The organism is Leifsonia sp. Root112D2 (assembly GCF_001424905.1).
GTDB lineage: Bacteria > Actinomycetota > Actinomycetes > Actinomycetales > Microbacteriaceae > Root112D2.
The window spans coordinates 2,061,981-2,078,775 of the sequence record NZ_LMCU01000001.1 but is presented as its reverse complement, the minus strand read 5'-3'; the positions used below and the strand labels follow the sequence as shown (position 1 = coordinate 2,078,775).

The following is a 16,795-nucleotide window of genomic DNA, read 5'->3' as shown; positions in this document are numbered from 1 at the left end:
GGTGTCGGCAGCCACTGTCTGCGGCCGCTGACACACTAGGGGTATGGAAGCACTCCTCCTCATCATCGGTCTCGTCGCCGGGGCCGCCATCGGTGCGCTCGTGACAGCGATAGTGCTCGCACGTCGGCGTGCGGGCAGCGCCTCAGCCTTGGAGAATCCTGCGGTCGTGGAGGCCAGACACGCCGCCGCGCTGGCCGAGGTGCGTGCCGAGGAGGCGGGCATCCGTTCCCAGCTGAACGCAGAGCTTGCCGGCGTGATCGCCACGGCAGATGCGCTCAAAGAGCAGATTCGGGGCCAGCAGGAGCAATACCGCGAGCTCACCGAGCGCCAACGCGCCGAGCAGGCCGAGCGCGCCGAACGCGAACGCGCCGAGAGCAAGGTGCTTCAGGCGCTCGCGCCGGTACGCGAGTCTCTACAGAACATGCAGAGCAAGGTCACCGAGTTGGAGACCCAGCGCAGCCAGCAGCACGGAGAACTGACCCAGCAATTGCGCAGTGCCACGGAATCGGAAGAGCGACTGCGCAGCACAGCAGAGACCCTCGCGGCCGCGCTGCGATCGAACAGCACGCGCGGAGTGTGGGGCGAAACGCAGCTGCGCAGCGTCGTGGAGGCCGCCGGCCTCATCGAGCGGGTCGACTTCGACGTGCAGTCGAGTATCACCTCGGATGCCGGCGCCGGCCGCCCCGACATGGTGGTGCACCTGCCCGCAGGCAAGAGCATCGCGGTCGATGCAAAGGTGCCGTTCAACGCCTTTCTGGAGGCCAGCCAGATTCCGGCGACGGCGACCGGTGCCGAGGGCGCCCAGCGCGAGGTCTATCTCAAGCAGCACGTCAAGGCCGTGCGCGACCACATCACCACGCTCGGCAGCAAGGCGTATTGGCAGGGGTTGGATGCCTCCCCCGAGCTGGTCATCGCCTTCATTCCCAGCGAGTCGCTCGTCTCCTCCGCGATGGAGGCCGATCCGTCGATCATGGAGTTCGCCTTTGGCAAGCGGGTCGCGCTCGCCTCACCCGTGACACTCTGGTCGGTGCTGAAGACCGTCGCCTTCAGCTGGCAGCAGGATGTGCTCACCCAGGACGCCAAAATCCTGTTCGACCTGAGCCGCGAGCTCTACTCGCGCATCGCCACCACCGCCGCGCACGTCGACAAGCTCGGCCGTTCCATCAAGGGAACCGTCAACGACTACAACAAATTCGTCGGCTCGCTGGAGCGCCAGGTGCTGCCGTCGGCGCGCAAACTCAACGCCCTCGACGAGTCCAAGGTGATTGGCCCGCTCGAGGGCATCGAGGAGACGCCGCGCGAGCTGACCGCGTTCGAACTCGTGGGCGAACTCGATGCGCTCGACGCGGCCGATGCGCCTCCCGCTTCGGCAGACGCGCGCGATTAACGCCGCTCTACTGCCACTTCTCCACGAGGTGGTCGGCCTCGACCCGGCGAATGGTGCCCGACTTGGAACGCAGCACCACCGACTCGGTGCGGAGGATCGGCCCCTTGCGCTGCACACCGCGTACCAGTTCACCGTTGGTGACGCCGGTCGCGACGAAATAGGTGTTGTCGCCCTTCACCAGATCGTTGCCGTCGAGCACGCGAGTCAGATCATGACCGGCGTCGATCGCCCGCTGCTTCTCGTCGTCGTCCTTCGGCAGCAACTGGCCCTGAATGAGGCCGCCGAGCGCCTTCACCGCACACGCCGTGATGATGCCTTCCGGCGTTCCGCCCACCCCGACACACATGTCGATGTATGAGTCGTAGCGGGCCGCGTTGATGCCGCCGGCCACGTCTCCGTCGAGCAGCAGGCGCGTGCCTGCCCCCGCCGCGTGAATCTCGTCGATCAGGCCGACATGCCGGGGCCGGTCCAGCACCGCCACGCGAATGTCGCCGATGTCTTTGCCCTTCGCCTTGGCCAGCGCCCGGATGTTCTCGGCGATCGGCTTGCGAATGTCGACGACCCCGATGCCCTCCGGTCCGCACACGATTTTGTTCATGTAGAACACGGCGGACGGGTCGTACATGCTGCCCTGGTCGGAGACCGCGATGACCGACAGTGCGTTCTGCCGCCCGGCGGCGGTCAGCGAGGTTCCGTCGATGGGGTCCACCGCGATGTCACAGGCCGGACCGCGACCGTTGCCGACATGCTCGCCGTTGAAGAGCATGGGCGCGTGATCTTTCTCGCCCTCGCCGATCACAATCACGCCGTCGAAGTTGACCGTTCCCAGGAACGCGCGCATCGCATCCACTGCCGCGCCGTCGGCCGCATTCTTGTCGCCACGGCCGATCCACGGTGCCGAACGGATGGCCGCCGCCTCCGTCGCCCGCACTAGTTCCATGGCCAGGTTGCGGTCGGGGTGCAGGTACAACGAAGACGCTTCTGAATTGGTCACGCGGGTCCTCCCGGTTGGGGTTTCGACTGCTTCGGCGACGCGGCCCGGGGCTTGTTCGCCTCACCTGACCGACGCCCTCATCCTACCGGGGCCTCCGATAGACTCGCAGGCGAATCAACGTCACCCAAGGAGAGCTCATGCCCGTCGCAACACCCGACCAGTACGCGGAAATGCTGGATAAGGCCAAGAGCAGGGGCTTCGCTTACCCCGCATTCAATGTGTCGTCGTCGCAGACGATCAACTCGGTTCTGCAGGGGCTGAGCGAGGCCGGAAGCGATGGAATCATCCAGGTGACCACCGGTGGTGCCGATTACTTCGCCGGCCAGACCGTGAAGGCACGCGCCACCGGCGCCATCGCCTTCGCGAAGTTCGTGACAGAGGTCGCCAAGAACTACCCGGTCACCGTTGCGCTGCACACCGACCACTGCCCCAAGCCCGCACTCGAAGACTTCGTGCTGCCGCTTATCGCGGCCAGCGAGGAAGAGGTGAAGGCCGGTCGCAACCCGATCTTCCAGTCCCACATGTGGGACGGATCCGCGGTTCCTCTCGTCGAAAACCTCGAAATCGCGCAGGAAATGCTGAAGCGCACCCGGGCAATCAACGCCATTCTCGAGGTCGAGATCGGTGTGGTCGGCGGCGAGGAGGACGGTGTCCAGCACGAGGGTACCAACGACGCGCTCTACACGACGGTCGGCGATGTCACGAAGGCCGTCGAGGCCCTCGGGCTGGGCGACAACGGTCGCTACATGGCCGCCCTCACCTTCGGCAATGTGCACGGCGTGTACAAGCCGGGCAACGTCAAGCTGCGCCCCGAGCTGCTTGGGGAGATCCAGGCCGGCATCGCCGAGAAGTTCGGCGACGGTCCGAAGCCGCTCGACCTCGTCTTCCACGGCGGATCGGGCTCGACCGCCGAGGAGATCACCGAGGCTGTCTCCAACGGCGTCATCAAGATGAACATCGACACCGACACGCAGTACGCCTTCACCCGCACCATCGCCGACTACATGCTGAAGAACTACGACGGCGTGTTCAAGATCGACGGCGAGGTCGGCAACAAGAAGGTCTACGACCCGCGCGCCTGGGGCAAGGTCGCCGAGACCGGCATGGCCCAGCGCGTCATCGAGGCCACCCAGCAGCTCGGATCGGCCGGCCACTCCGGCAACTGACTGACGCACAGCCGTCATCGCAAGGGCGCCCCGGTCATGCGGCCGGGGCGCCCTCGCGCTTATGCCGTCAGGAGTGCGAGGCCGAGGTGCTTACAAACGCCGTGAACGCCGGGTCGTTGAACACGACTATCAGCAGCACGGCGACCAGCGCGATGTACGACACGAGCGCTCCGACGAGCGGAATCCAGAAGCTCAGCCGGCCCCGACGCAGGGAGAGTCTGGCGAGCGCGGCGGTCGCCACCCAGATCACGGCCTGCACGATAGTGAGGGCGATGCCCGCCGGCGCGGCAATGTCCGACGCCCCGAAGTGGCCGATGCCTAATTGTGTGTAAGCGCCTTGAAGCGCCGGCGCCATGTTGAGGTACGACGACACCGACAGGGCCAGGTTCAGCAGGCCCATGGCGATCAGCACCCAGGTGAGCGATCGGTCCCAGAGGCGCGCGGGGCGTTTCGCGACACCGGATGTCTGCGCCTGGTGAGACGACGTCGGGGCCGTGCCCGGGGCATCCGACCGCACCACGTCGCCCCGTGGAGTGCTGTCGCTCGGGATCGACGCCGATTCGGGCGGCTGATAGTGCGGGTTGGCATGCGGGTCACGAACGTGTGCCCGCTGGTCTTCGGGGCTGGCATACTCGCCGTATTGCGGGCGCGGGCGCTCGTCGTTCACGACCGGCCACGACCCCCGAGGGCCCGCGCATCCTGCTTGCCGGTGATATCGCGGCGCAGCTCCTTGGGCAGCGAGAACATGAGGTCCTCCTCGGCCGTCTTCACAGGCTGCACATCGGTGTAACCGGCCCCGGCGAGTTCCTCCAGCAGTTCACGCACGAGAACCTCGGGCACGGATGCTCCGCTGGTCACGCCGACGGTCGCCGCCCCATCGAGCCACTCCTGCTTCACCTCGCTGGCATAGTCGACGCGGTACGCGGCCTTCGCCCCGTTCTCCAGCGCAACCTCGACCAGACGCACCGAGTTGGACGAGTTGGCTGACCCGACAACGATGACGACATCCGCCTCCTCGGCAACCTTCTTGATCGCCACCTGACGGTTCTGGGTCGCATAACAGATGTCGTCGCTGGGCGGGTCCTGCAGCTTCGGAAAGCGGTCGCGCAGGCGACGCACGGTCTCCATGGTCTCGTCGACGCTCAGCGTGGTCTGCGAGAGCCACACCACCTTTTCGGGGTCGCGCACCTCAAGCGTGGCCACATCATCCGGGCTGCCGACGAGTGTCACGTGGTTCGGGGCCTCGCCCGCGGTGCCTTCGACCTCTTCGTGGCCCTCGTGGCCGATGAGCAGAATCTCGAAGTCGTCCCGGGCGAAACGCACGGCCTCGCGGTGCACCTTGGTGACCAGCGGGCAGGTGGCATCGATGGCGAGCAGACCGCGGTCGGCAGCGGCCGAGACAACGGCAGGCGAGACCCCGTGCGCGCTGAAGACGATGTGGGCGCCCGGCGGCACCTCGTCGACCTCATCGACGAAGATCGCTCCCTGCTTCTCCAGGGTGGAGACGACATGAATGTTATGCACAATCTGTTTGCGCACATAAACCGGTGCGCCGTAGTGTTCGAGCGCCTTTTCCACCGCAATCACGGCGCGATCCACGCCGGCGCAGTAGCCGCGCGGTGCCGCCAGCAGCACCCGCTTGTGTCCGACCACCGGGGTATCCTGAAGCTGGCCTCGCGCACCCGGAATTCTCGGTGTGGGAAGGCTGATCGTTGTGTCGCTCACCCAGCCAGTCTAAGCCGGGAGCACTGAGCACACGGTGGGAGGAAAAGCACATGACGGATGCCCCGTCCACGGTCGACGCGCCCTGGCCGGTCGGTCTGCTCTCGGCCAAGATCAAGGGCTACATCGACCGCCTCGGCACCGCGTGGGTGGAGGGTGAGATCACCCAGTGGGGCGGCTCCGGCGGCAACGTCTACGGCAAACTCAAAGACGTGGATGCCGAGGCCACCGTGAGCTTCACCATCTGGTCATCCGTGCGCGGCAAGCTTCCAGAAGATCTCAAGCAGGGCGACCGCGTGGTGGCGCTCGTCAAACCCAATTACTGGGTCAAGGGCGGCACTCTCACCATGCAGGTGTTCGAAATGCGGCATGTCGGGCTCGGCGACCTGCTGGAGCGACTGGAACGACTGCGCACCCAGCTGGCATCCGAGGGGTTGTTCGCGCTTGAACGCAAGAAACGGCTGCCGTTTTTGCCGCACTGCATCGGCCTGATCACCGGCAAAGACTCCGACGCCGAGAAAGACGTCAAGCGCAACGCGCAGTTGCGCTGGCCGGCGGTGCGATTCCGCACCGTTCACACGGCGGTGCAGGGCGAACGAGTCGTGGGCGATGTCACGGCGGCGCTGCGCACGCTCGACGCCGACCCCGAGGTCGATGTGATCATCGTGGCCCGTGGCGGCGGAGACTTTCAGAATCTGCTCGGCTTCAGCGACGAATCGCTCGTGCGCACCGCTGCCGCCTGCTCCACCCCCATCGTCAGTGCGATCGGGCACGAGGCGGATCGACCGTTGCTCGACGAGGTCGCCGACCTGCGTGCATCCACCCCGACGGATGCCGCCAAACGGGTCGTTCCCGATGTCGCGGAGGAGCTGCTGCGGGTGCAACAGGCCCGCGCGCGCCTCGGCCTGCGACTCAGCGGCATGCTGAACACCGAGATCGACCGCCTCGAGCAGCTGCGCTCCCGCCCCGTGTTGACGAACTCGAGCTGGATCGTCGACTCCCGCGCCGAGGAACTCGGCCGCTACCTCGACCGCGGCACAGAGCTTGTCACCCGCGTTCTCGAGAAGGCGAGCACCCGCACGAGCGAGCTGCGCGCCCAGTTGCGCGCGCTCTCGCCACAGGCAACGCTCGATCGCGGTTACGCCATCGCGCAATCGCCCGATGGCCACGTGCTGCGGGCCGCTGCCGATGCGCCGAAGGGGGCTCCGCTCACGCTCACGCTCGCATCCGGAACGCTCGATGCCGTCTCGGCCGGCGCCCGTCACCCAGACAAGCCCGCCAAACAGCCAGCCAAACGCAAATAGAATGGATGCCATGCCCACCCCATCCGACACCGCCGAGCTCAGCTACGAGCAGGCCCGAGACGAGCTGATTCGTGTCGTCGGCGAGCTTGAGCAGGGTTCGTCGACGCTCGAGGAGTCCCTGGCATTGTGGGAACGCGGCGAAGCCCTCGCCAGTCGCTGCGAAGAATGGCTGATCGGGGCCAAGGCCCGGCTCGACGCCGCCCGTGTCGCCGCCTCCGATGCGGATGCCGCCGCCGAGACTGCCGAATGAACAGTGCCGGAATGAACAGTGCCGGAATGAAAACCGTCGCATGAGTACAGCCGAATGAGCAGGGATCGCAGCGCGCAGCCTGCCGTCGTCGCGGAGCTCGGTCGGCCTGAGACGCCCGAAGAGACCGCGGCGCGCAAGGCGCAGGATTCCCGCAATCACCGCACCAGGCAGACCGTCAACAACCTGGTTCTCTCCCTGCTGGCCACCCTCGCCATTGTGGTAGTCATTGTTCTGATCGTTCCCCGCGGGGAGCCTGTTGCCGCACCCGCGGTCGACTATGCGACCATCGCGGGCCTGGCACAAGGCACCGAAGCCGATCCACTCGTGACTCCGAAGCTGCCTGAAAAGTGGGTCTCCAACTCGGCCGTGCTGCACACCAAGACGGCCGACGGCATCGACGACTGGTACATCGGCCTCATCAGCCCCGCGAAACAATTCGTGGGGGTCACCCAGGGATTCAATGCCAATTCGAGCTGGCTGGCCGATCAGGTGAATCGCTCACTGGCATCCGGAACCACCGTCATCGACGGCGTGCAATGGACCATCTACGACAATCGACAGGCTTCGACCGACCAGGGCAATGTGAAATACGCGCTGACGACCGAGTTCGCACACAGTACCTTCGTCGTGTTCGGCACGGCGAATCCGCAGGAGATTGACACCGTCGCCGGCGCCGTCACCGCGCAGTTACGCACCATGAACAGTTCGAACACGAATGGAGAATCATCGAAGTGAGTACCCCAACGTCGCTTACACCACGGGAAGCCTGGGCGGAACTGCAGCTTGGCAACGAGCGCTTCATTGCCGGGTCTCCGCGGCATCCGCACCAGGACGCCGGGCGACGTGAGGAACTCGCCAGCCGCCAGTACCCCGTTGCGGCGATCTTCGGTTGCAGCGATTCGCGTTTGGCCGCCGAGATCATCTTCGACTTGGGGATCGGCGATGCCTTCGTGATCCGCAATGCGGGGCAGGTCATCTCCGATTCCGCACTCGGCTCGATCGAATACGCCGTGGGCATTCTGCAGGTGCCGCTCGTGCTCGTACTCGGGCACGACTCGTGCGGGGCCGTGCGCGCCGCCATCGACTCACAGGCACCGGATGCGACTCCGCTCCCCCCACACATCGCCGGCCTCATCGCGCCGATCGTGCCCGCCGTGCGCCGCGTCGCCGGGGCTTCTGCCAGCGAAGAGATCGATGCCGCATCGGTGAATGCGGCAGACGTCGGGCGTGAGCACCTGCGTGACACCGTCGCCGGGCTGGTGAGCGAATCAGAGATGATCAGTGACGCTGTCGCCAGCGGAAAATTGGCTATCGTGGGAGCCAACTACCGGCTCGTCGAAGGGCGCGTGGTTCCCGACGTCGTCGTCGGGCTCACGTGAGGCTCCGCCTCCTGGCTCTCACCGTTAACGAAACCGCCACGAACACCTCCTCATTGAAAGCAAAGGATCACATCGCGTGAACACGACGCCGAACGCCGAGTACCGCATCGAGCACGACACCATGGGTGAGGTGCGCGTGCCCGCCAGCGCGCTGTACGGCGCGCAGACCCAGCGTGCCGTCGAGAACTTTCCCATCTCGGGTTCGGTGCTGGAGTCGGCGCAGATCGCCGCGCTGGCTCGCATCAAGAAGTCGGCCGCGCTCGCGAACGCTCGGCTCGGTGTACTCGATCAGGGCATCGCGGATGCCATCGCCGCCAGCGCCGACGAGGTCGTCACCGGCGCATACGACACCGAGTTCCCCATCGACGTCTACCAGACCGGCAGCGGCACCTCGTCGAACATGAACATGAACGAGGTGCTGGCCACCCTCGCCTCGCGTCGGCTCGGCAGCCCGGTTCACCCGAACGATCACGTGAATGCCTCGCAGTCCTCGAACGATGTGTTCCCGACCTCGGTGCACATCGCCGTGACGGGCGCACTCATCGACGACCTCGTGCCCGCGCTCGACCACCTGGCCGTCGCGCTCGAGGAGAAGGCCGAACTGTGGGCCACGGCCGTCAAGTCGGGTCGCACGCACCTCATGGATGCCACGCCGGTGACACTCGGGCAAGAGTTCGGCGGCTACGCCGCACAGATTCGTCTCGGCATCGAGCGGGTTCAGTCCGCGCTGCACCGGGTCGCCGAGGTGCCCCTCGGCGGAACGGCCGTCGGCACGGGCATCAACACGCCCGCCGGCTTCCCGCAGCTGGTCATCCAGCTGCTCACGGAGGAGACCGAGCTGCCGATCACGGAGGCACGCAACCACTTCGAGGCGCAGGCGAACCGCGATGCGCTCGTGGAGGCATCCGGTGCGCTCCGCGTCATAGCCGTGAGCCTCACCAAGATCTGCAACGACCTGCGCTGGATGGGTTCGGGGCCGAACACCGGGCTCGGTGAGTTGCACATTCCCGACCTGCAGCCGGGCTCGTCGATCATGCCGGGCAAGGTGAATCCGGTCATTCCCGAGGCCGTGCTGCAGGTGGCGTCGCGCGTGATTGGCAACGATGCGAGTATCGCCTGGAGCGGGGCATCCGGCTCATTCGAACTGAACGTGGCGATTCCGGTGATGGGTACCGCACTGCTGGAGTCGATTCGGCTGCTCACGAATTCCTCGCGCGCGCTGGCCGACAAGACCATCGCAGGCCTTGAGGCAAACATCGAGCGCGCCCGGGCACTGGCCGAATCGTCGCCGTCGATCGTGACGCCGCTGAACAAGGTGATCGGTTACGAGGCCGCGGCCAAGATCGCCAAGCACGCGGTCGCCGATGGTGTGACGATTCGCCAGGCCGTCATCGACCTGGGCTTCGTGGAGCGTGGTGAGGTGACGCTCGAACAGCTGGACAAGGCTCTCGACGTGCTCTCGATGACGAAGCCCCCGCAGGCATAGCTCGCGGGGAGCCCGTTGCCGCGCCTAAATCCGTAGCCAGCCGGCGAGCGCCACGGATGCCCAGAATCCGAGTAACAGGAACGGGCCGAATGGAATGCGCCGCAGCAGGCCGGCACCCGGCGACACGAGCGCGACGAGACCTGCCGCTCCCCCGGCCAGGAAGCCGATGACGATGCCGGCTATCGCGGGCACGACCCCGAGCATGCCGAGGCCCAGGCCCAGAACACCCGCCAGCTTCACATCGCCCATGCCCATGCCGCCTGCCAGGTTCATGAGCAGCAGGAACGCGAACCATGCCGCTCCTGCTGCCAGGCCGGTCCATGGCGGACCCCCACCGGATGCCCACTGCCACACCAGCGCGACAGCCGCGAAGCCATAGCCGGGCAGCACGAGGACGTTCGGCAGTCGGTGCTCCGCGATGTCGACGCGGCACAGCTCCCCCGTCACAACGACGAGGTACAACGGCACGATGAGAGCCGGTCGGATGCCCACACACAGCACGGCAAGCACCCCGAGAACCAGCGTGAGCGGCAGCTGCCACGCCAGCCGCACACGCAATCGAGGCGCCTCGTCCACAACGAAAACCATTCACGCAGGCTAGCGACTCGCGCCCATGCTCGTCAGAGTTCTCCACAGGCGCCCACAATGGCCTCGACGCGCGGCGACTTTCTTCGTTAGCGGCGCCAATTCGGCGTTTCCTCTTGCGCCCGCAGCTCGCGTACCGCTACCGTGTAAATCGCGCCAAACGACGAAAGGAGCCAGCGTGTTTGTTCGAATTGATCCAGATATCTTCAGCACCACCGCCGGCCTCGTCGGCGTCTTCACCGCCTGATCGGTCGGTTTTGCTTCTGCTTCGTTAGAAGTCCTCGCCGCCGATAACCACGGTTGCGACGCTCACGACGCCCTCGCCCAGAGTCTCTGCTGAGCCTCCAGACGCTACCCGAGATTTCGGGCATCCGTCTCTCAGCGAGCGATCAACTTTCGCTCGCCTTCTGCCGCACGCTGCGGCCAGCCGTTGACGACCGCGCACGCGGGCGCCGGCTGGCCGTCACACGTCCTTAGGGAATGCCGATCATGAATACCAGTCTCATCCGTCCCGTGTCGACCACTTCCGATCGTCACGATCACCCGCCCCAACCGGTTCCCGCGCTGCACACGCGGCCCGAGCGCCGAGTGGCGCTTCTCGACCGCGCCGCGCTGCACCTCGGCATGGCCCTCATCATGTGGGGTCGCCGCACGCGCGCTATCGAGTCCCGCGAGCGACGCGCCAGCCGACACGAGCAGTACCTCACTCGCTTGGCACGCGAGCGCGCCGCCGAGCGCTGGATCAGCCTCAACCTGCCCCCGAGGTGAACAACAGACCTCCCGCGGCAGCCACCAAAACGACGGAGAAACTGGCCATATGGCCACGGATGCGCGCCCGAAGGGCGACATCCGCTCGTTTCTCCGTCGTTTTGGCTAACGCGGGTGGGTCAGGCGAGTTCGTTCGACTCGAGCATCTCGGTGACCAGGGCCGCTATCGCCGAGCGCTCCGAACGCGTCAGCGTGACGTGGCCGAACAGCGGATGTCCCTTGAGCGTCTCGATCACCGACGCGACACCGTCGTGCCGGCCCACGCGTAGATTGTCGCGCTGCGCCACGTCGTGCGTGAGCACCACGCGCGAGTTCTGCCCGACGCGACTGAGCACCGTGAGCAGAACGTTGCGCTCCAGCGACTGCGCCTCGTCAACTATCACAAACGCATCATGCAGCGAGCGACCACGGATGTGCGTGAGCGGCAGCACCTCGAGGATGCCCCGCTCCACCACCTCGTCGAGCACGTTCTGTGACACCAGCGCGCCGAGCGTGTCGAAGACGGCCTGTCCCCACGGGTTCATCTTCTCGCCCTGGTCGCCCGGCAGATAGCCGAGCTCCTGGCCACCCACCGCATACAGCGGCCGGAACACCATGATCTTCTTGTGCTGCTGACGCTCCAGAACGGCCTCGAGCCCGGCGCAGAGTGCCAGCGCCGACTTTCCCGTTCCGGCGCGCCCTCCCAGCGACAGAATTCCGATCTCCGGGTCGAGCAGCATGTCTATCGCGAGCCGCTGCTCGGCGGAGCGCCCGTGTAGTCCGAACACGTCGCGGTCACCGCGCACCAGCCTGAATTCGCGTTTGCCGGTCACCCGGCCGAGCGCCGATCCGCGATCCGAATGGATGACGAGCCCGGTGTTGATGGGCATCTCGCTCACGAGTCGGGTCTGCATGGTCTCGGCGTCGTACAGATCCGCCATGTCCTGCGAACCCAGCGTGATCTCGGCCATGCCGGTCCAGCCCGAGTCGACTGCGAGCTCGGCGCGGTACTCCTCGGCCAGCAGGCCGATGGACGCAGCCTTGACACGCAGCGGCATGTCCTTGGAGACGACCGTGACCGCGAGCCCGTCGTTGGCCAGGTTCTGCGCCACCGCCAGGATGCGCGAGTCGTTGTCGCCCAGCTGCATGCCGCTCGGCAGCACAGACATGTTGGAGTGGTTGAGCTCGACCCGCAGCGAACCGCCATCGCCGATCGGAATCGGAAAGTCGAGCCGCTCGTACTTCACCCGCAGATCGTCGAGATTGCGCAGGGCCTGCCGGGCGAAATAACCGATCTCCGGGTCGTTGCGTTTGCCCTCCAACTCGGAGATCACGATCACAGGAATGACCACGGCGTGCTCCGCGAACCTGAAAAGAGCACTCGGGTCTGACAACAGAACGGACGTGTCCAGAACGTACGTACGTTCCGTTTGCTCGACGCGGCTCTCCTCCAGGTTCGATTCCCCGTGCAGGGTCTCGTTCCCCTCGTGATGTGCCGGCTGTCGGGTTACTGATACGGCCACAACGACTCCCACCCCGTGCGCTTTCGCGCCCCGGATTCTTTCGGCGAGTCGGCCATGTTATGTCAGCGAAACGAACTTACGTGGCCGTCTCGATCGGGCGCCATACCCGATGCTTCGACGCTACGTCCGGATGCGCGGATGCAACGACACGACACGCGCCCAGTGCGGGTTACGTTTACGTGAACGGACGTCGGTGGTCGAGTAGCCGCTTGCGACGTATCGAGACCGGGTGGACATGACTCGATACGCGCCCTCCTTCGTCGAGCGCTACTCGACCAGCGAAAAGGTCTACCGCGCCGTGGCGAACGACACGAACGACTGGCGCACCATCTCCAGCGTCTCGGCGCTCGTTGCCGCGTGCACGCTCACACGCACGCTCGTCGCACCTGCCGTCACGCTCACTCCGTGGTTGAACAGCGACGCGGCGAGAATGGTGAGCTCCTGCGGCTCCGGTTGCAGAACGACAATTCCCGCACGCTCGGAAACGTCCCGGGAGGACGCCACAGGAATAGCGAACTCGTCGGCCAGGTCGATCACGTGATCGACGCCCTCCGCGACGGCGGCTGCTATCGCCTCCACACCCACAGCCACGACCTCTTCGAGCGCAACGGCGAGGCGTGCCTCCGCCACCAGATCAGGATTGCTGACGGTGAACGCCCGCGCGGCGGCCAGCGGTGGCGTCACCTCGTCCCACGGGTACTTCTCGCTGGTGCCCGTGAACCCGCTCGTGACCGGCGTGAGGCGCTCGATGGCGCGATCGCTGAGGGCGAGAAACCCGCTTCCCCAGCCAGCCCGCAGCCATTTCTGACCGCCGGATGCCACCACGTCCGCAACCTCATACGGTGCGTCAACGACGCCCAGCCCCTGGATCGCATCGACGATGAGCAGCCTGTCGCCTATCACCTGACGGATGCCGTCGATGTCGGCAACGTATCCCGTGCGCGAGTCGACCAGGCTTACCGCCACGGCGGTGGTCGTCGCCGTGATCTGCTCGCGAATCTGGCCGGGTGTTACGCGTCCATGGTCGGTCTCGAGCCAGATCGGCGTGACGGCGTGGATCGCCTCGGAGGCGCGCACTGCAGCGAAGGTGACGCTCGGAAACTCCGCCTGCGAGAGCAGCACTCCGCCCGTGAGGCCGAACATGGCCTGCATGAGCCCGGTGCTCGTGTTCGGCTGGAACACGATCTGCTCGGGGGCGAAACCGATGGCGGCCGATACGGCCCGCCGCATCCGCTCGTCTTCGGATGCCAGTCGGTCGATGCTGCCGAAGCGTGCCCGGCTCACAATCTCGACGTGTGCGCTGATCTCCGCGATCACCGGAGAGGACAGCGGCCCGACCTTGCCGTAGTCAAGGTATCCGGGCTCTTCCACGAACCCGGCAGAGAACTCTTCGATCGTGGTCATCGCCACCTCCCTTCCCATTCTGACAGGTGCCGATCGCGGCGTGCCGTGCCTGGATCAGCCGCCGTAGCGTCGCTGCCGCGTCGTGTAGTCGCGGATGGCGCGCAGAAAGTCGACCTCGCGCAGGTCGGGGCCGAGCGCCTCCACGAAATAGAACTCGCTGTGCGCGCTCTGCCACAGCATGAAGTCACTGAGCCGCTGCTCGCCGGATGTGCGGATCACCAGATCAGGGTCGGCCTGCCCCCCGGTGTACAGGTTCTTGCCGATCAGGTCGGGGGTCAGCAGCTCGGCCAGCGTCTCGATGCTGCCGCCTGCGGCGATGTGGGCGGCCACGATGCTGCGCATCGCATCCGTGATCTCCTTGCGCCCGCCATAGCCGACGGCCAGGTTCACGTGCAGGCCCTTCTTGACTGCCGTGCGCGCCTGGGCTGCGGTCAGCGCGGCCACGAGAGGCTCCGGCAGACCCACGGCCGAACCGACGTGCTGCACGCGCCAGTCGCGAAAGTGCGAGAGATCTTCGGCCAGCTCGGCGATGATCTCGATGAGGTCGGAGAGCTCGTCGCTCTCGCGGTTCTGCAGATTGTCGGAGGAGAGCAGATACAGCGTGACAACCTGTATGCCGAGATCGTCGCACCATGTCAGGAACTCACGCATCTTGGCCGCACCGGCGCGGTGCCCATGCGCCGCACTCTCCAGCCCCAGCTGTCGCGCCCAGCGACGGTTGCCATCGATGATCATGGCCACGTGACAGGGCATCGCATCCGCGTTCAGGCTGCGGCGCAACCGCTTTTGGTAGAGGCCGTACAGAAGGCCACGACCCAGCGGCGATCGGCTCATACTCACACCGTTACGTTAGCGCGCCCGGCCGCAAAGAAACGCATCTCACGTAGTGTTACTGCATGAGTGAACAGCCCGATTCCGTGTCCGAGGATGCGCAGGCAACCGAGCCCGGGCACCTTCCACTTCTCGAAACCAACCTCGGCCCCACTGCGGAACTGAAGCCCACGTGGCGCGGCTGGATTCACGCGGGAACCTTTCCCGTAGCCATCGCTGCCGGCATTGTTTTGATAGTGCTCGCCCACGGCGCCCCGGCCAAGTGGGCTGCGGCCGTCTTCATGCTCACCTCGATGCTGTTGTTCGGCAACTCGGCGCTCTACCACCGCTTCAACTGGCAGCCTCGCGCGAAAATGCTGCTCAAGCGCATCGATCACGCGAACATTTTTCTCCTGATCGCCGGCACGTACACGCCGCTGGCCGTGCTTGCGCTGCCGCCGGCGAAGGGCGTGGTGCTGCTCTGGGTGATCTGGGCGGCGGCTCTTCTCGGCATCGGTTTTCGCGTCTTCTGGATCGGCGCGCCGCGCTGGCTCTATGTGATCGTCTATCTCGCGATGGGCTTCGTCGCCCTCATCTACATCGGCGATCTGCTCGCGGCGAGCGTGGCCATGATGGTGCTCGTGCTCGCCGGTGGCGTGCTCTACACCGTCGGCGCGGTGATCTATGGAGCCAAGCGCCCGAATCCGATTCCGGGCGTGTTCGGCTTCCACGAGATCTTCCACACGCTCACGGTGCTGGCCTTCCTGTGCCACTGGAGCGCGGCACTGATCATCAGCCTGCACCCGGCTTTCAACGCGTAGCTAGCCCCCGGCCGACGGGCCGGCGCCCTGATCGCCGCGCTCGGCCTGCTGGCCGCGTTCGGCCGGCTCCCCCTGCTCGGCATCGAGCTTCTGGGCGATCTCCTCGCGGTAACGCACCCGACGGATGCGACGCACCAGGTCGAACGCCAGCACAATCACCAGAATCGCCACGAAAGCGAAGATCGCGAAGCCCCAGGCGCCCGGCGTCACGGCATCCGGATTCTCGTACGGCGGAGGCGTAGGCGGCGTCGTATCGGCGGCGAAGTGCGGGGTGAGAAGCACGGCAAGCCGCAGCGTGGCATCCGCGATCATGCGCCCGCCCCGCCCTCTGCATCGATTCCCGCGAACAGGTCGGTCTCGGGCATGGTCGTCTCCACCTTCGAATCGATGAGCTGGTAGTCCTCGAACGGCCAGGCGCGCTGCAGCAGATCGTTGGGCCAGAAGAAGAACGGATTGTCAGGCGCGACCTGGCTCGCGTGTGCCCGCAGCGCATCGTCACGGGCCTGGAAGAACTCGCCGGCAGGCACCTGGGTGGTACCCAGATACGGGCGGTCCTGCATCCAGCCGCGCATCTCTTCGATGCGGGCTATCAGGGGCGACTCCGGCTCGTGCTGGGTCAGTAGCTCATACAGGCTGGTGAAGCGACGCGAGTTCATGATGCGCTCGTAATACAGCTTGGAGACCTGCCACGGCTCTCCGGCATCCGCATACCGGGCGGGGTCAGCCGCGGCCGCGTACGCTTCGACGCCTATCACGTGGCTGCGAATGTGATCGGGGTGCGGATACCCGCCGTTCTCGTCGTAGGTGACCATCACGTGCGGCCGAAAGGAGCGCACGAGGCGCACGAGCGGCTCGGTCGAGATCTCGACGGGAATGTCCGCAAAGGAGTTCGCCGGAACGGTGCCGTCGTCGGATGCCATGCCGGAATCCATGTAGCCCAGCCAGCGTTGATCGACGCCCATGATGGCCTGGGCCGCGGCCATCTCCTGCCGCCGCAGGCCGGGAAGGTCGCGTTCGGCCATGGCCCGGTGCGCGAGCTCCTCGTTGAGCACATCGCCGCGCTCTCCGCCCGTGCAGGTCACCACCATGACCTCGACGCCGCGGCTGCGATAGTACGCGTACGTCGCCGCGCCCTTGCTCGATTCGTCGTCCGGATGCGCATGCACCGCCATCAGTCGCTGTGTCACCGGCTGCTCACCATTCTCTCGCCGTCCCCT

At 65.9% G+C, this 16,795-nt stretch carries 18 protein-coding genes; 9 read left to right on the top strand and 9 right to left on the bottom strand.

The genetic code is table 11. The annotated features are described in order from the left end of the window. The first annotated feature begins 43 nt into the window (after positions 1–43). Entirely contained in the window at positions 44–1,387 is a 1,344-nt protein-coding gene (rmuC, locus tag ASC63_RS09670) for a DNA recombination protein RmuC (protein WP_055812461.1), read from the top strand. Positions 1,388–1,394: 7 nt separating this feature from the next. Here rmuC and glpX read toward each other — a convergent pair whose 3' ends face one another. Then, positions 1,395–2,327: a class II fructose-bisphosphatase gene (gene glpX / locus ASC63_RS09665; protein WP_055815277.1), complete on the bottom strand. Its 933-nt coding sequence runs from the start codon at positions 2,325–2,327 to the stop codon at positions 1,395–1,397. Positions 2,328–2,518: 191 nt separating this feature from the next. On the opposite strand from glpX, the gene fbaA reads away from it, so the two are divergent. After that, positions 2,519–3,547 carry a class II fructose-bisphosphate aldolase gene (fbaA, locus tag ASC63_RS09660; RefSeq protein ID WP_055812458.1) on the top strand — a complete coding sequence of 343 codons (1,029 nt, stop codon included), beginning with the start codon at positions 2,519–2,521 and terminating at the stop codon, positions 3,545–3,547. 67 nt (positions 3,548–3,614) lie between these two features. On the opposite strand, the gene ASC63_RS09655 is transcribed toward fbaA, so the two are convergent. Further along, complete coding sequence (locus ASC63_RS09655) at positions 3,615–4,214, bottom strand: DUF6264 family protein (RefSeq protein ID WP_055812455.1); 600 nt, start codon at positions 4,212–4,214, stop codon at positions 3,615–3,617. Next, positions 4,211–5,200: a 4-hydroxy-3-methylbut-2-enyl diphosphate reductase gene (locus tag ASC63_RS09650; RefSeq protein WP_055812452.1), complete on the bottom strand. Its 990-nt coding sequence runs from the start codon at positions 5,198–5,200 to the stop codon at positions 4,211–4,213. The genes ASC63_RS09655 and ASC63_RS09650 overlap by 4 nt, the downstream gene beginning before the upstream one ends. Before the next feature lie 122 nt (positions 5,201–5,322). On the opposite strand from ASC63_RS09650, the gene xseA reads away from it, so the two are divergent. From xseA to ASC63_RS09625, 5 genes are all read left to right on the top strand, one after another. Then, the gene (gene xseA / locus ASC63_RS09645) at positions 5,323–6,573 is read left to right on the top strand and encodes an exodeoxyribonuclease VII large subunit (protein WP_055812449.1); all 1,251 of its coding nucleotides are present in this window, start codon (positions 5,323–5,325) and stop codon (positions 6,571–6,573) included. A gap of 1 nt (position 6,574) precedes the next feature. Continuing rightward, a complete protein-coding gene (locus ASC63_RS09640; protein WP_055812448.1) occupies positions 6,575–6,823 on the top strand; it encodes an exodeoxyribonuclease VII small subunit in 249 nt (82 codons plus the stop codon). A 54-nt stretch (positions 6,824–6,877) separates the two neighbouring features. Further along, positions 6,878–7,558, top strand: coding sequence for a DUF4245 family protein (locus ASC63_RS09635; RefSeq protein ID WP_055812446.1), 681 nt, complete (start codon positions 6,878–6,880; stop codon positions 7,556–7,558). Next, positions 7,555–8,202 (top strand): carbonic anhydrase, encoded by a 648-nt coding sequence (locus tag ASC63_RS09630; RefSeq protein WP_055812443.1) that lies wholly within the window; start codon positions 7,555–7,557, stop codon positions 8,200–8,202. The genes ASC63_RS09635 and ASC63_RS09630 overlap by 4 nt, the downstream gene beginning before the upstream one ends. 76 nt (positions 8,203–8,278) lie before the next feature. Then, positions 8,279–9,688, top strand: coding sequence for a class II fumarate hydratase (locus ASC63_RS09625; protein ID WP_082487462.1), 1,410 nt, complete (start codon positions 8,279–8,281; stop codon positions 9,686–9,688). Between the two features lie 24 nt (positions 9,689–9,712). Here ASC63_RS09625 and ASC63_RS09620 read toward each other — a convergent pair whose 3' ends face one another. Beyond that, positions 9,713–10,276: a prepilin peptidase gene (locus ASC63_RS09620; protein WP_055812440.1), complete on the bottom strand. Its 564-nt coding sequence runs from the start codon at positions 10,274–10,276 to the stop codon at positions 9,713–9,715. Positions 10,277–10,762: 486 nt separating this feature from the next. On the opposite strand from ASC63_RS09620, the gene ASC63_RS09615 reads away from it, so the two are divergent. Beyond that, the gene (locus ASC63_RS09615; RefSeq protein ID WP_055812437.1) at positions 10,763–11,041 is read left to right on the top strand and encodes a hypothetical protein; all 279 of its coding nucleotides are present in this window, start codon (positions 10,763–10,765) and stop codon (positions 11,039–11,041) included. 119 nt (positions 11,042–11,160) lie between these two features. On the opposite strand, the gene ASC63_RS09610 is transcribed toward ASC63_RS09615, so the two are convergent. From ASC63_RS09610 to ASC63_RS09600, 3 genes are all read right to left on the bottom strand, one after another. After that, complete coding sequence (locus tag ASC63_RS09610) at positions 11,161–12,492, bottom strand: PhoH family protein (RefSeq protein ID WP_055815272.1); 1,332 nt, start codon at positions 12,490–12,492, stop codon at positions 11,161–11,163. Positions 12,493–12,831: 339 nt separating this feature from the next. Continuing rightward, a complete protein-coding gene (locus ASC63_RS09605; RefSeq protein ID WP_055812434.1) occupies positions 12,832–13,947 on the bottom strand; it encodes an aminotransferase class V-fold PLP-dependent enzyme in 1,116 nt (371 codons plus the stop codon). A gap of 54 nt (positions 13,948–14,001) precedes the next feature. After that, positions 14,002–14,781: an isoprenyl transferase gene (locus ASC63_RS09600; protein WP_055812431.1), complete on the bottom strand. Its 780-nt coding sequence runs from the start codon at positions 14,779–14,781 to the stop codon at positions 14,002–14,004. Between the two features lie 62 nt (positions 14,782–14,843). On the opposite strand from ASC63_RS09600, the gene trhA reads away from it, so the two are divergent. Continuing rightward, on the top strand, positions 14,844–15,578 hold the full coding sequence (gene trhA / locus ASC63_RS09595) for a PAQR family membrane homeostasis protein TrhA (RefSeq protein WP_055812430.1): 735 nt from the start codon (positions 14,844–14,846) through the stop codon (positions 15,576–15,578). On the opposite strand, the gene ASC63_RS09590 is transcribed toward trhA, so the two are convergent. Then, positions 15,579–15,890: a hypothetical protein gene (locus ASC63_RS09590; protein ID WP_082487460.1), complete on the bottom strand. Its 312-nt coding sequence runs from the start codon at positions 15,888–15,890 to the stop codon at positions 15,579–15,581. It abuts the gene before it with no gap. Next, positions 15,887–16,765: a mycothiol conjugate amidase Mca gene (gene mca, locus ASC63_RS09585; RefSeq protein WP_235492086.1), complete on the bottom strand. Its 879-nt coding sequence runs from the start codon at positions 16,763–16,765 to the stop codon at positions 15,887–15,889. Before mca ends, ASC63_RS09590 begins: the two co-directional genes overlap by 4 nt. Between the last annotated feature and the right edge of the window lie 30 nt (positions 16,766–16,795).

Coding starts and splice junctions, on each gene's coding strand:
- rmuC (WP_055812461.1), top strand. CDS start 44: ATGGAAGCACTCCTCCTCATCATCGGTCTCGTCGCCGGGGCCGCCATC.
- glpX (WP_055815277.1), bottom strand. CDS start 2,327: ATGGAACTAGTGCGGGCGACGGAGGCGGCGGCCATCCGTTCGGCACCG.
- fbaA (WP_055812458.1), top strand. CDS start 2,519: ATGCCCGTCGCAACACCCGACCAGTACGCGGAAATGCTGGATAAGGCC.
- xseA (WP_055812449.1), top strand. CDS start 5,323: ATGACGGATGCCCCGTCCACGGTCGACGCGCCCTGGCCGGTCGGTCTG.
- ASC63_RS09640 (WP_055812448.1), top strand. CDS start 6,575: ATGGATGCCATGCCCACCCCATCCGACACCGCCGAGCTCAGCTACGAG.
- ASC63_RS09635 (WP_055812446.1), top strand. CDS start 6,878: ATGAGCAGGGATCGCAGCGCGCAGCCTGCCGTCGTCGCGGAGCTCGGT.
- ASC63_RS09620 (WP_055812440.1), bottom strand. CDS start 10,276: ATGGTTTTCGTTGTGGACGAGGCGCCTCGATTGCGTGTGCGGCTGGCG.
- ASC63_RS09615 (WP_055812437.1), top strand. CDS start 10,763: ATGAATACCAGTCTCATCCGTCCCGTGTCGACCACTTCCGATCGTCAC.
- ASC63_RS09605 (WP_055812434.1), bottom strand. CDS start 13,947: ATGACCACGATCGAAGAGTTCTCTGCCGGGTTCGTGGAAGAGCCCGGA.
- ASC63_RS09600 (WP_055812431.1), bottom strand. CDS start 14,781: ATGAGCCGATCGCCGCTGGGTCGTGGCCTTCTGTACGGCCTCTACCAA.
- trhA (WP_055812430.1), top strand. CDS start 14,844: ATGAGTGAACAGCCCGATTCCGTGTCCGAGGATGCGCAGGCAACCGAG.
- ASC63_RS09590 (WP_082487460.1), bottom strand. CDS start 15,890: ATGATCGCGGATGCCACGCTGCGGCTTGCCGTGCTTCTCACCCCGCAC.